At 56.9% G+C, this 13,089-nt stretch carries 12 protein-coding genes; 2 read left to right on the top strand and 10 right to left on the bottom strand.

Annotated features, from left to right (window positions below):
* Positions 1-191: 191 nt before the first annotated feature.
* Positions 192-803 (bottom strand): sugar transferase, encoded by a 612-nt coding sequence (locus GFB49_RS13915; RefSeq protein WP_153216512.1) that lies wholly within the window; start codon positions 801-803, stop codon positions 192-194.
* A 27-nt stretch (positions 804-830) separates the two neighbouring features.
* Positions 831-1,682, bottom strand: coding sequence for an NAD-dependent epimerase/dehydratase family protein (locus GFB49_RS13910; RefSeq protein ID WP_153216510.1), 852 nt, complete (start codon positions 1,680-1,682; stop codon positions 831-833).
* A gap of 100 nt (positions 1,683-1,782) precedes the next feature.
* On the opposite strand from GFB49_RS13910, the gene GFB49_RS13905 reads away from it, so the two are divergent.
* Complete coding sequence (locus tag GFB49_RS13905; RefSeq protein ID WP_153216508.1) at positions 1,783-2,904, top strand: polysaccharide biosynthesis/export family protein; 1,122 nt, start codon at positions 1,783-1,785, stop codon at positions 2,902-2,904.
* A 52-nt stretch (positions 2,905-2,956) separates the two neighbouring features.
* Here GFB49_RS13905 and GFB49_RS13900 read toward each other — a convergent pair whose 3' ends face one another.
* The 6 genes from GFB49_RS13900 to rfbC form a co-directional block, all read right to left on the bottom strand.
* Positions 2,957-4,207: a glycosyltransferase family 4 protein gene (locus GFB49_RS13900; RefSeq protein ID WP_153216506.1), complete on the bottom strand. Its 1,251-nt coding sequence runs from the start codon at positions 4,205-4,207 to the stop codon at positions 2,957-2,959.
* A 9-nt stretch (positions 4,208-4,216) separates the two neighbouring features.
* Entirely contained in the window at positions 4,217-5,092 is an 876-nt protein-coding gene (gene rfbA, locus GFB49_RS13895) for a glucose-1-phosphate thymidylyltransferase RfbA (protein ID WP_153216505.1), read from the bottom strand.
* A complete protein-coding gene (gene rfbD, locus GFB49_RS13890; protein ID WP_153216503.1) occupies positions 5,089-5,940 on the bottom strand; it encodes a dTDP-4-dehydrorhamnose reductase in 852 nt (283 codons plus the stop codon). The genes rfbA and rfbD overlap by 4 nt, the downstream gene beginning before the upstream one ends.
* Positions 5,941-6,030: 90 nt before the next feature.
* Positions 6,031-7,083 (bottom strand): dTDP-glucose 4,6-dehydratase, encoded by a 1,053-nt coding sequence (rfbB, locus tag GFB49_RS13885; RefSeq protein ID WP_153216501.1) that lies wholly within the window; start codon positions 7,081-7,083, stop codon positions 6,031-6,033.
* Positions 7,080-7,568 carry a serine O-acetyltransferase gene (locus GFB49_RS13880; RefSeq protein WP_153216500.1) on the bottom strand — a complete coding sequence of 163 codons (489 nt, stop codon included), beginning with the start codon at positions 7,566-7,568 and terminating at the stop codon, positions 7,080-7,082. Before GFB49_RS13880 ends, rfbB begins: the two co-directional genes overlap by 4 nt.
* Positions 7,565-8,137: a dTDP-4-dehydrorhamnose 3,5-epimerase gene (gene rfbC / locus GFB49_RS13875; protein WP_153216495.1), complete on the bottom strand. Its 573-nt coding sequence runs from the start codon at positions 8,135-8,137 to the stop codon at positions 7,565-7,567. The genes GFB49_RS13880 and rfbC overlap by 4 nt, the downstream gene beginning before the upstream one ends.
* 328 nt (positions 8,138-8,465) lie before the next feature.
* Between rfbC and GFB49_RS13870 the strand changes: the two genes are divergently transcribed.
* The gene (locus GFB49_RS13870) at positions 8,466-9,254 is read left to right on the top strand and encodes a sugar transferase (protein ID WP_246149730.1); all 789 of its coding nucleotides are present in this window, start codon (positions 8,466-8,468) and stop codon (positions 9,252-9,254) included.
* Positions 9,255-9,393: 139 nt separating this feature from the next.
* Here the strand turns inward: GFB49_RS13870 and GFB49_RS13865 are convergent, their stop codons facing one another.
* On the bottom strand, positions 9,394-9,615 hold the full coding sequence (locus GFB49_RS13865; RefSeq protein WP_153216494.1) for a hypothetical protein: 222 nt from the start codon (positions 9,613-9,615) through the stop codon (positions 9,394-9,396).
* 202 nt (positions 9,616-9,817) lie between these two features.
* The coding region (locus GFB49_RS21030; protein WP_425505224.1) for a beta strand repeat-containing protein at positions 9,818-13,089 on the bottom strand (3,272 nt) is incomplete at its 5' end.

Genomic DNA, 13,089 nt, shown 5'->3' with positions numbered 1-13,089 from the left:
CAAATCACAGTTTAGCGCGTCCCTGTTAGTCTTTATTTGCGCTGCAGCGAAACAAGCAACCAATCCGGCAAAACTTTGCTGATAGATTACGCACGCTTGTTCCCGACGGGCAACACACAACCTATAAGAATTTGCTAATATATGCACTCTCTGAGCAAAAACTAAGGGAAATTTAATCGAAACAGCACAACTTATCCGCGTCGCAGCAGGTTTCCGATGGTCTGAAACACAAGGTCAAAATCAAACCACATGCTTTGGTGGCGTTGATATATCAGATCCAGCCGCGCTTTTGTGGGCACGCAAACCCGAGAATAAACCGAGTCGGTCTCATCTCGGCTGTGGCAGCGATCCAACAGCTTGGTTTCATGCTTGTGGTATACAATCGACGCAAGGCCCGTGACACCAGGCCGGGATTTCAAGACCTCGTTATAGATCTCAGGATAGGCTTCGACGTATTGGCGCAAGGGCGGGCGTGGCCCGACAAAGGACAGATCCCCGCGCAAAATGTTCCACAGCTGCGGAAATTCATCCAGCCGTTTGGCCCGCAACCAGGCACCGGTCTTGGTGATGCGGGCCGATTTATCGCCACCGGACACACCGCTGTCCTCATCCACCACCGTCATGGTCCGCAGTTTCCACAGGGCAAAAGGCTCGGTCGGGGATTTCATCCGCTCGGCCACGTAAAACAAGGGGCGGCCTTCTTTGATAAGCACCCACAGGCACAGCAGCACAAGCACTGGCCCCAGAATCACAATCAAAAGCGTGACAAAAAACAGATCAAACAGCCGTTTGCTCCAGGTCATCTATGTCCCTCACATCGTTTGTTGCTCTTATTGGCAGAATGCGCGCCATTGCGCCACCAGGCTTATGGGATCGGCCGGGGCAACGGGCGCTTTCACGCTGGATTGTAAGAGGCTGAGGTCAAAAGCCACCTCGGCAATGGCCGCTTCAGGCGCGGGGCGGGTGGCAAAGGCCAGATCTGACGCTTGCAGCAAATCCCCCATCGCAACCGGTCCGGGTTGCGCAACATTGACAGCCCGTGGCAAATCCGGCGCCTCCATCAGATCACACAACAGATGGGCAAGCGTTTCCACACCAACATAGCTGCGCCGAGGCGTGCGACCATCGACAAATTGATCCAAAACAAATCCAGGCGACCAGCCGCCCAAAATCGCATCAAACCCCGCCACATTTCCAATTCTCAGCGCGCAAACCGCCACGCCCAGTTCGGCCCCGCGCGCCTGTGCGGCTTCTTCCATCGCAGCCTTGGCCTCTCCATAGGGGTTGGCAGGCTCCAACAATTGATCCTCTTGCAGAGGACCAGCGCTTCGGCCATAGACCGCCGCTGATGACGTCAGCAACACCCGGCGGCACCCGGTCCGCGCGGCAGCGTCCACCGCCGCTAATGCCAATCGGCCGTTGTCTGCCAGATCAGCGCCGCGACCCGGCACTGCTCCGGCAAGGCACAGGATCTGCTTGCACCCTTGCGCTGCGCGGTCCAATTCTGCCGGTTCCGACAGCGGCGAAAACACATGCCATGGGCCCGCTTTGCCGCGAGTCTTCCGGATTTGCAGGCGAAACCGGTTGCGCCACGCAGGGTGCGCAAAGCGACACAGGCTTTGCCCGATCCGTCCACTTGCGCCTAGAATAAGGGTCTCAGGCTGTCCCGATTGCGTGACCATTGTGCCGCGTCTGTCCTTGTGATCATTGCGTATATTGACGGATGTGCCACGCAGAGTATCTTGCGACTACTAAAAATTAAGAATTTCGACTGGATTCACAATGCTCCGCCTCCTGTCCGCCGCCCTTATTTCGAGCGTGGTCCTTCTTCCCGCTGCCTGCAGCCGTCTGCCCGGTGGGGCACCTGCCAGCCGTGAAATTCTGCGCGAGGCCCAAGAGGTCGATGCGGACTTTGCACTTTACTCGGTGACCCGTGCGTTTTTGCCCAGCGTCGCCCATTGGCCTGAAACAGGGCGTCAAGAACATCTGAATTGGCTCAGCCGCAGCCAGGGGGCCAAAACCCAATTCATCCAACCCGGTGATCTTTTGACCATGCAGGTCTGGGACAGTGGCGAAAACTCGCTGCTGACCGCGCCCTTGCAAAAGGTGGCGCAGCTGCAGGATATGAAAGTTGCAGGTGATGGCACCGTCTTCATGCCGTATGTGGGCAAAGTTTCGGTGCGCGGTCTCACCCCGGATCTGGCGCGTGAAAAGCTGCAGGAAGCGCTGGAAGAGATTGTACCCAACGCGCAACTACAGCTGAGCCTGCAGGAAGGGCGTAACAATTCCGTCGATCTCGTGTCCGGCGTGGCGCGGCCCGGCACCTATCCGATGCCGGATCGCAATTATACGGTTCTGGGTCTGATTTCAGCGGGTGGCGGAATCGGGCTCAACCTCAATAACCCGCAGATCCGTCTGGTCCGCGGTAGCCAGATCTATGGCACATCCGTGGAAAACCTGCTGAACAACCCACAGCTGGACACTCTCTTGCGCGGCGGTGACCGGGTTTTTGTCGAGGAAGACGAACGTTACTTCCTCTCCTTTGGGGCCACCGGCACCGAAGCACAGCATACCTTTAGCCAAGACAGCATGTCCGCCATGGATGCGATTTCCGTCGCCGGCGGTCTGTCAGATCGCAATGCAGATCCCCAGGGTATCCTGATCCTGCGTGAGTATCCGGATTCGGCTGTCGCGCCTGGCACCCGTGGCCCGCGTAAAAAACGAGTGGTCTTCTCGCTTGATCTGACCACAGCAGATGGTCTGTTTTCCGCGCGCCAATTCGAAATTCAGCCCCAAGATCTGGTGATCGCAACCGAGGCACCTATCACCGATGTGCTCACCGTATCCTCGATCTTTGGCAATTTTGTCGGCGTCTTCAACACCACTGCCAACATCGGTAACTGATCCTTGTGTTGTGACCCTAAACCGGGGGCTTTCCCCGGTTTAGGTGTCGGCCTTAGGGCAACTTGATCTGCGCTGCAGAGGGCACCAGTCCGTTCATCCGCGTCAGGTGTTCCGGCAGGCAGCGGGTCAGGAAATCATAGTGTTCCACCACGTGCGCGCGTGCATTGGGTCCAAGGTGAGCGTAATCCCCTGGCCGCGCCAGCACTTCAACCACCTGTTTGGCCAAAGTGTGAGGATCAAAGAAATCCACCAACAGACCGGTCTCCCCATGGGTGATCGCCTCACGCACGGGTGCCACATCGGTCGCCACCATCGTGGCCCCCATCGCCATCGCCTCAAGGCAGGACCAGCTGAGCACAAAGGGCATCGTCAGATACAAATGACAGCGACTGATCTGAATGACCTGCTGATAGGCCTCATAAGGCACCTGGCCGAGGAAATGCACCCGGCTCCAATCCACCCGGTGGCCCAGTTCCTCTTCCATCTCTCCGCGCAGACCACCCTTGTGGGTGCTGGCCTTACCATATGAGGTGCCATTACCGCCAATCACCAGCACCCGCGCATCGGGGCGCGCGTCCAGGATCTCGGGCAGCGCGCGCATAAAGACGTGAAAGCCCCGCGTGCGCTCCAGATTGCGCGCCATAAAGGTCAGAACCTCATCATCTCGGGTGATCGGGCGGTCCAGTCGCCCCAGCGACAGGCTGACATCAGGGTTGGGTTTTAACAGATCGGTGCGAATGCCGTCGTGGCAGCAGTAGAAATGATCGTGGAAGCGTTTTGGAAAACTCTCCATTTGCCAGCGCGTCGGCACGGTGCCCAGATCCACCGCATCCAGATTGGCATTGGGCACCGCATTGCGCGCGCGCAGCAGAAACCGGCTGTGTTCGCTGGGCGGATCTTCGGGGTCAAACCCCACCGGGCCGCCTTCGTTCAGATAATAATATTCAAAGAAGCCCAGAACCGGCACATCCGGCCAGATGTCTTTCATAAACAGAAGTTCACCCCAACCGGTATGGCCCAGAATAATATCCGGCTTGAACCCTTCTTCGCGCTCCAGCTTGCGGGCTGCCATGGCCGCGCCAAAGCCGGATCCCGTTGCATCCTCCCAGACCTTGGACAGACCATAGGCGTCTTCGGCCGCGCGCTGGTGTGGCCGGTATTGGACCGTCTTCAAACCCTCAAACTGCGGCGCCGGATGGCGCTGGGTCAGAAACACCAGTTGATGCTCCTTTTGTGCTGCCAACCACTGGATCATTTCCCGGTATTGGCCGGGCATATTCTGGTGCACAAAAAGGATCTTCATGAGAGAGGTTTACTCCAAAAGCTTGGCCAGATAGGCGCCATAGGCATTTTTCTTCAGCATTTCAGCGCGATCCGCAAGGGCTTCGGCGGTAATCCAACCCTGATCAAAGGCGATCTCTTCCAAACAGCCCGTCTGCAGACCCTGACGTTCCTGCAACGTGCGCACAAAATTCCCCGCATCCAGCAGCGAGGCATGGGTGCCGGTATCAAGCCAGGCATAGCCGCGCCCCATGGTTTCCACGCTCAAATGGCCTGCGTCCAGATAGGTCTGCAGCAGATCGGTGATTTCCAGTTCCCCCCGCGCCGAAGGTTTCACCGCCCGCGCACGTTCCGGCGCGGTGCCATCCAGGAAATAAAGCCCGGTGACCGCATAGTTGGACGGCGGCACCGGCGGCTTTTCAATGATCTCACGCGCCTGGCCCTGGTCGTCAAAATCAACGACGCCGTACCGCTCCGGATCCGCAACATGGTAGCCAAAGACGGTGCCGCCTGACGGCTTCTGATCGGCCGCCGCCAACAGTTTCGGCAGACCGTGGCCAAAGAAGATATTGTCCCCCAGAACCAGCGCCGACGGGCTGCCCGCCAGAAACTCTTCGGCCAGGATAAAGGCCTGCGCCAGACCATCGGGGCTGGGCTGTTCCACATAGGTAAAGTCAACACCCCATTGGCTGCCATCACCAAGCGTGCGTTTGAACTGGGCCTGATCCTGCGGCGTGGTGATCACGCAGATCTCGCGGATGCCAGCCAGCATCAGCACCGAGATCGGGTAATAGATCATCGGCTTGTCATAGATCGGCAGAAGCTGTTTGGAGACCCCCATGGTGATGGGATAAAGCCGGGTACCAGAGCCGCCCGCCAAAATGATACCTTTGCGCTGTGTCGTCATGACGCTGCTCCCAAATCTTTCAAAATCTCACTCAGCCCCTGCCGCCAATCAGGCGGGGTTATCCCAAAAACAGTCTCTAATGTGCTGCAATCCAGCCGCGAATTCAGGGGCCGAACCGCAGGCGTTGGAAAGGCTGTGGTGGGGATATCCTCCACCGCGCAAGTGGTACCGCTCTGCGCAAAAATCGCCCGGGCAAAATCCGCCCAGCTGGCAAAGGGCGCGCCCTGGAAGTGATAGGTTCCGGCTTTTGCGGGGTCTTCCAGCAGCTGGCTGGCCATGCTCACACAGGCCGCCGCAATATCGCGCGCAGGTGTCGGCGCGCCGATTTGATCGGCCACAATGGTCAGCTTGTCGCGGTCCGCCCCCAGCCGCAGCATGGTTTTAACAAAATTATGCCCGTGAGCCGAGACCACCCAAGAAGTGCGCAGGATCGCAAACGTACCACCTGCGGCGCGCACCGCATCTTCACCGGCCAGTTTTGAGCGCCCATAGGCATTGGGCGGTGCCACCGGATCTGTGGGCCCCCAGGCGGTCTCCCCTTCCCCGGCAAACACATAATCGGTGGAGATATGGACAAAGGGAATGCCAAGCTGGGCGCAGGCCTCAGCCATGGCCCCCGGCGCGACGCCATTGATGACCGTGGCCAGATCCTCTTCCTCTTCGGCTTTGTCGACAGCGGTATAGGCGGCGGCATTGATCACAGCTTGTGGCTTTTTCTCCCGGATCAGCGCGGCACAGGCACCAGGATCCGACAGATCCGCCTGATCCCGCCCCACGCAGGTGACCCCATCAAACGCCGCCAATTCCTGCGCCACTTGCCCGGTTTTGCCAAAGACCAGAATATCCATCTCTTACCTCAGTGCGATCAAAAGCGCTTTGCTTTCATCTTTTCCCAAATACTTCCGCCGGAGGCAGGCCCTGAAAGGGCCTTTTCCTTTTTACGTTTTCACACCCAGACGCTGGCCCACGCCCTGGCGCGCCTGCAAGGGTTTCCACCAGGTCTCATTGTCCAGATACCATTGCACCGTTTTCTCCAGCCCCTCTTCCACGGTCACCGACGGCCTCCAGCCCAGCTCATCGCGGATGCGGGTGGGGTCAATGGCGTAACGTGCGTCATGGCCCGGGCGGTCGGTCACAAAGGTGATCTGATCCGCATATGAGCCACCGTCCTGTTTGGGGCATTTCTCATCCAGAATGGCACAAAGGGTTTTGACCAGCTCCAGATTGGTCCGCTCATTCTCGCCACCAATATTATAGGCCCGGCCCAACACGCCTTTTTGCACCACCAGCAAAAGCGCGTCGGCGTGGTCTTCCACATAAAGCCAGTCGCGGATGTTGGACCCATCGCCATAGATCGGCAGGTCCTTGCCCGCCAGCGCATTCAGGATCACCACGGGGATCAGCTTTTCGGGGAAATGGAAGGGGCCATAGTTGTTGGAACAATTGGTCAGCACCACCGGCAGGCCATAGGTCTCTCCCCAGGCGCGCACCAGATGGTCGCTGGAGGCTTTGGAGGCCGAATAGGGCGAGCGCGGATCATAGGCGGTGTCTTCGGTGAACATCACGCTGGGGTCTTTGGGCAGGGAGCCATAGACCTCATCGGTGGAGATATGATGGAAGCGGAAGCGCGCGGGCTTGCCGGCGTCCGTCCAGTATTTGCGCGCCGCTTCCAGCATATTATAGGTGCCGGTGATATTGGTTTCGATGAAATCGCCGGGGCCGTCGATTGACCGGTCCACATGGCTTTCGGCGGCCAGATGCATCACCGCATCGGGTTTGTGGGTGGCAAAGACCCGGTCCAGCGCCGCTCGGTCGCGAATGTCGGCCTGTTCAAAGGCGTAATTGGGATTGTCTGCAACGCTGGCCACATTGTCCAGACAGGCGGCATAGGTCAGGGCATCCACATTGACCACACTGTGGCCCTGGCCGATGGCCTGACGTACCACGGCTGATCCGATAAAGCCGGCCCCGCCGGTCACCAGAAGTTTCATTGCTTGTCCTTTCGCTCGATCACCCGCGCGGGCGTGCCAACGGCCACCCCGCCTGCGGGCACATCGTTTAACACAACGGCATTGGCACCAATCACAGCATGATCCCCAATGGTCACAGGGCCCAGGATTTTGGCCCCCGCCCCCACATCCACATGTCCGCCCAGACGCGGCAGGCCTTTGCGATCCGCAACCGCCCCCAGGGTGACTTGCTGAAACAACAGGCAATTGGGACCGATTTCCGCCTCGGGGTGGATCACCACCCCATTGGGATGGGGCAGCAGCAACCCGCCGCCAATCCGCGCATTCAGCGGAATATCCGCGCCGGTGACCACGGACCAATACCGATACCGCAGCACCGCAAGTTTACGGCGCAGACCTTGGTGGCGTTGATAATCCCGGATCGCGCACAGCAGACGACGGGACGGCTCCCAACCGCCTGTCACCGTCTCCCGGCTCCAATCTGGCTCAACCGCCGAAATGCTCATCCCGCGGATCCTTCTGCCGTCTCAAAAACGAAGGGGCTGTCAAACTCTGCCAGGCTTTGGGCCGCGGCATCTTTTGCAGACAGGATCGGTGTGCCGTCAAATTGCCAGTCGATGCCACAGCTGTCCCAGTGCACCGCGCCGTCACAGTCGGGCGCATAGTAATCGGTGCATTTATAAATGATCTCGGTCATCGGCGCGCGGGTGATAAAGCCGTGCAGAAACCCTTTGGGTACCAGCAGCTGTTTGCCATTCTCTGCGCTCAGTTCCAAACCTGTCCAATTCCCATAGGTCGGCGAGCCTTTGCGAATATCCACAACCACATCAAAAAAGGCCCCCTGCCCGCAGCGCACCAGTTTGTCTTGGGCATGGGGTGGCGACTGGAAATGCAGACCCCGGATGGTGCCCACTTCGGCGGACATGGAATGATTATCCTGCACAAAGTCCAGATCGAACCCATGTTCAGCCATACGCTGTTTGTTCCAGCTTTCACTGAAGAACCCGCGCGCATCGCCAAACCTTGTCGGAGTGAGGATAACGACGCCTGGCAAATTAGTCTGTTCAATAATCATCTCATTAAGCCTTCACACTCTTTGTCACCTTCCTTAGGGGCTCAACTGCTTTGATTCCACTGGTTTGTCTCAATGGAAGCGGCATCAGACTTCGATCTGACCCAGGCGTTTAGCCAGATCTTCGCATAGAAAACTCTCCATACGGTTTATCGCTCTTTCGTTCCGTCACGATTTCGCCACGCTTCGTTAATGAATTGCTAAGATTTACCCAGCGTTTTGCCTAAATTTGACACTAAAAAATCAATATTAACGTTCACTTTAAATTAACACAAAAGCAAACCTTGCGTCGTTTCGACGGATACAACGGTACGTATGAGAGTTGAATAGAATGACTAATGTTCTCGCGGAAATGCCAGTGCGGCTGGTGGCAAACGCGCTGTTTCACAAACTCCCAAAGCTGTTTCGAAAGGGCATCGGTTCGGGTCGATTCACACAAGGTACAAGCGTAAAAAATGGCCGGAACCCCGCAGTGGAAAACAAGGTTACTGAGCAGGCACATTTTCGCGCACCAACCTTGTACCATTCTTTCGGCAAACGAGCGCTCGACGTGACATTGGTCACCTTGTCTGCGCCAATCGTTGTTCCAATGGTCCTGGGCTTGGCCACAATTGTGGCACGTGACGGCGGAAAGCCCTTTTATTCTCAAACCCGCGTAGGCCGGGACGGACGCCATTTTACCATATGGAAAATGCGCACTATGGTGCATGAGGCAGACAAGAAATTGGAAGCCTATCTGGCGTGCAACCCGGCCGCGCGGGCTGAGTGGGAGGAGAAGCAGAAGCTCAGCAAGGATCCCCGCATCACCCGATTTGGCCATTTGCTGCGCAAGACATCGCTGGACGAGCTGCCGCAATTTTGGAATGTGTTTCGCGGCGAGATGAGCTTGGTTGGGCCGCGCCCAATGTTGCCGAACCAACAAGGGTTTTATCCCGGCCAGGACTATTACGCTTTGCGTCCTGGGGTTACTGGGTCATGGCAGGTCTCTGCACGCAACAGCAGCTCTTTTTCAGACCGAGCTCGGTTCGACAGCGGTTACGCGCAGGGTCTTTCATTGTTGGTCGATATTTGGATTCTGGCTGCAACGGTGCGGGTCATCTTAAAGGCGACTGGGCACTAAGTGCCCTTAGAAACCCGGCGGATCAAATGACGGCGCAGGGCTGGCCAATGTCTGACTGTTCAAAGTGCACGCAGCAAGAAAGCCCTCGTAATAACTGAGGGCTTTGAAAAATAACAATTTATTGATTAAAGCTAGCGTATTAGGCCAACTTCCTTGCGCTTAAGCCAACCCGCAGCTTTTGCCACAAGATAGCCCCCAAGATGAGGCCAACCGCAAGCGGCCACAGCACCGACAAGCCAAGACCAACCGCTTCTTTCAAAGGGGAGATGCCCCCATGCGCGATCTGCTCGCGACGGGTCATAATCACGGCAAAACCAGCGGTGCAAACGTAACAGGCAGCCAACATCGTCCAAAGGTCCATAAACGCCTCCACTCTTGAATCTTCTTGTCTGAATAAACTTGGTTAATTTGACGACAAAAAGATTAGAATTGGGCGAAAGGAAGAAGCCCGGCTGCATCCTGGAACACAGTGATGTTTTTGGTGCCCGGGCCAGTGCTAGGTGGACTAAGGTGTCTTTCAGCGCTGCGATCCTGGTACGTTTCATGCGGTCTCGCAACGTCCGTTAGAATTGCAATCTAATCTGCCCGGTCAAACCATAACTATCAAACCCTGAACCAAAGCGCCCATCCGCCCGAACTGTTGCCGAGAGTTTTCGAAGTTTACCACCCCGGCCGCGGCTAAGTTCCTTGTCGTAGGTATAGCCAATACTGATTTCGGTGTAGTCTGGAAGCGCCGACGAGGAAATCGCTGTCGAAGTCCCATCTGGGTCGGTGAATGTAGACGTGGCATCATCAGACAGGTTGATGTAGTGGGTCATCGTTGCGAACAACGCGCTTCTCGCCCCTGTTAATTCGTTAAATCGAGTACGTGCGAGTGTGCCACCCACAAACCCTACCGCCGTTGTGGTTGAATCCAGATCAATGATGCTGTTGTCTTCAAACGTCAGGGAAGCTTCTGAGGTCCGCGTCACGGACAACCCACCGGTTGGAACAAAGAAAAGGTCTTCGTGGTTTGGAATGCTGAACGCATAGCTCGCTGCAGTGGACAGTGTGTAGGCACGCGTATCGAACGTCGTATCATCGACGCGGAGCGCATTATTCCCGAAGGAGTTCACTGTAAAGTCTGTCTGTTCAACACGAGCCTGAACATCAAAGCTGAAGCGGCCGCGCGCTGCAACAACGTAGCCGCCAAGATACGTTTGCCTCACGTCCAACTCAGTGGTGCTGTCAATTTCTCCGGCAGATGGCCCTGTGCCGGGAATAGGTTGGGTCGCGCTAGCGATGTTATATCCGGCAACAGCCCCGTAGGATATGTCCCATCCATTTTCAACAATCAGGCTGTTAAAGCAGGTCGAGTCAAAGCCAATCTGGAAACCACCAAAATTCGTTTGTGTGACTGTCTCAACGCTTGAGGTAGCTGTCGAGGCTGTGCCCCGCGCATTGGCGCTCCCGCCGATTGCTCTTGCCCAGCCGCCTGGCCGGCAGGTCTCACCTTCATTCAATTGAGAGAGCACTGTAACGTAAGGGCTTGTGGGCCTATTGATAACCGAAGCGATCAGCGATTGCGCAGATGCAATCGCACCGGTGAGACCCGCAGCCGCATTGTTGAGCTGGCTGAAGAGAACAATATCGCCATCGCTATTTGTATCGAGCCCATAAGTGTACGTTCCGAGATTGTCCAAAGGGATGTCGCCAGTGATAGAAGCACTGACTGTGCTACCTTCATCAAGGTCGACCAATATGAGCCCTTCTTCTGGCGTTGCACCATAGTTGCCATCTTCGGTCAGGTCGTTGAGTTCAATTTGCAATGTACCGCTGGATGTTCCGCTTCCTGTGGCCACAAGTGTATCGACAGATTGAGCATCCTGGGTCAGATCCACATCCAAACTGACAACGCCACCCTCACCAGTAAGCGCGCCATCAATCGTCAGCACATTACCGGTTACTCCATTGCTGAGCTGCAATGTGGCATTCGAGCCCAGACGAACGTCACCATTGAAGGAAATGTTGTCAGCCTGAGCGATCACCAAACCATCCAAAATTGATGCGCCTGAGACAGTGGATCCTGATGCGAAGGTCAAAGCAGATCCCTGGCCAAACGTAACGCTGTCATTTGTTTGGGCGAGGGCGAGGGTTGAATTTTCCCCCAGTGTTACAACAGAACCCTCTCCAAACGTTGCTTCATTTTGTTCCGTATCCAGGTCGCCGATCGTTGCGATACTATCTGCTGTTACGTCAAATGCACCCGCCTGAATTTGCAGCGATCCAAGGCGAACATTATCGCCTGAAACCATAGTTGTACCCGCGCTCTGTGTCAGGCTGCCAGTGATGTCTCCGGCCAGATCAAGGGAGCTGGCGTTGGAGACGTTGCCATCGATTGTGGCATCGATATCCGCATCACCCGCGTTGGTCAGATTGCCGGTGAGCGTATCGTTGAGATCTAGGGTGGCGTTTGAGGCGATATCGACATCGCCGGTGGTGGCTGCGTTGAGGATCAGATTGCCACCGTCGATGTCAAAGCCGCCGGTCACCGTGCTTGCCCTGGACACGGTGGTGGTGCCTGCACTTTGTGTCAGGCTGCCGGTGATGTCGCCGACCAGGTCAGTATTACCCGCATTGGTAATATTGCCGGTGAGGGTGTCGTTGAGATCCAGGGTTGCTGCCGAGGCGATATCGACATCACCGGTGGTGGCCGCGTTGAGGATCAGTTCACCACCGTTAATATCCAAGCCGCCGGTCAGCGTGCTTGCCCCGGACACTGTGGTAGTGCCTGCACTCTGTGTGAGGGCGCCGGTGATGTCCCCGGCCAGATCAAGGGTGCTGGCGTTGGAGACGTTCCCATCGATTGTGGCATCGATGTCCGCATCACCCGCATTGATTAAGCTGCCGGTGAGCGTGTCATTGAGATCCAGGGTTGCGGTTGAGGCGATATCGACATCACCGGTGGTGGCTGCGTTGAGGATCAGATCACCGCCGTCGATATCCAAGCCACCGGTCACCGTGCTGGCCCCGGACACGGTGGTAGTGCCCGCACTCTGCGTCAGGCTGCCAGTGATGTCTCCGGCCAGATCAAGGGTGCTGGTATTTGAGACATTGCCGTCGATTGTGGCAGCGATATCCGCATCACCCGCGTTGGTCAGATTGCCGGTGAGCGTGTTGTTGAGATCCAGGGTGGCGTTTGAGGCGATATCGACATCGCCGGTGGTGGCCGCGTTGAGGATCAGATCACCACCGTCGATGTCCAAACCGCCGGTCACCGTGCTTGCTCCGGACACGGTGGTTGTGCCCGCACTCTGTGTCAGGGCGCCGGTGATATTTCCGGCCAGATCTGTACTACCCGCATTGGTAATATTGCCTGTGAGCGTGTCATTGAGATCCAGGGTTGCTGCCGAGGCGATATCGACATCACCGGTGGCGGCCGCGTTAAGGATCAAAGCGCCGCCGTCGATGTCCAAGCCACCGGTCACCGTGCTGGTTCCGGATACGGTGGTGGTACCCGCGCTCTGGGTCAAGCTGCCGGTGATGTCCCCGGCCAGATCTGAATTACCTGCATTGGTAATATTTCCAGTGAGGGTGTCGTTGAGATCCAGGGTTGCGGCCGAGGCGATATCGACATCACCGGTGGTGGCCGCGTTGAGGATCAGATCACCACCGTCGATATCCAAGCCGCCGTTCACCGTGCTTGCCCCGGACACGGTGGTTGTGCCTGCACTCTGTGTCAAGCTGCCAGTGATGTCCCCGGCCAGATCAAGGGTGCTGGCGTTGGAGACGTTGCCAGTGATCGCGGCATCGATATCCGCGCTGCCTGTATTGGTAATGTTTCCGGTGAGCGTGT

The organism is Tritonibacter litoralis (assembly GCF_009496005.1).
Taxonomy (GTDB): domain Bacteria; phylum Pseudomonadota; class Alphaproteobacteria; order Rhodobacterales; family Rhodobacteraceae; genus Epibacterium; species Epibacterium litoralis.
The sequence above is the reverse complement of the archived record's forward strand: the minus strand, read 5'-3'. Positions and strand labels throughout refer to the sequence as shown.

Coding starts and splice junctions, on each gene's coding strand:
- GFB49_RS13870 (WP_246149730.1), top strand. CDS start 8,466: ATGACTAATGTTCTCGCGGAAATGCCAGTGCGGCTGGTGGCAAACGCG.
- rfbA (WP_153216505.1), bottom strand. CDS start 5,092: ATGACGACACAGCGCAAAGGTATCATTTTGGCGGGCGGCTCTGGTACC.
- rfbD (WP_153216503.1), bottom strand. CDS start 5,940: ATGGATATTCTGGTCTTTGGCAAAACCGGGCAAGTGGCGCAGGAATTG.
- rfbB (WP_153216501.1), bottom strand. CDS start 7,083: ATGAAACTTCTGGTGACCGGCGGGGCCGGCTTTATCGGATCAGCCGTG.
- GFB49_RS13910 (WP_153216510.1), bottom strand. CDS start 1,682: ATGGTCACGCAATCGGGACAGCCTGAGACCCTTATTCTAGGCGCAAGT.
- GFB49_RS13900 (WP_153216506.1), bottom strand. CDS start 4,207: ATGAAGATCCTTTTTGTGCACCAGAATATGCCCGGCCAATACCGGGAA.
- GFB49_RS13915 (WP_153216512.1), bottom strand. CDS start 803: ATGACCTGGAGCAAACGGCTGTTTGATCTGTTTTTTGTCACGCTTTTG.
- GFB49_RS13865 (WP_153216494.1), bottom strand. CDS start 9,615: ATGGACCTTTGGACGATGTTGGCTGCCTGTTACGTTTGCACCGCTGGT.
- GFB49_RS13880 (WP_153216500.1), bottom strand. CDS start 7,568: ATGAGCATTTCGGCGGTTGAGCCAGATTGGAGCCGGGAGACGGTGACA.
- rfbC (WP_153216495.1), bottom strand. CDS start 8,137: ATGATTATTGAACAGACTAATTTGCCAGGCGTCGTTATCCTCACTCCG.
- GFB49_RS13905 (WP_153216508.1), top strand. CDS start 1,783: ATGCTCCGCCTCCTGTCCGCCGCCCTTATTTCGAGCGTGGTCCTTCTT.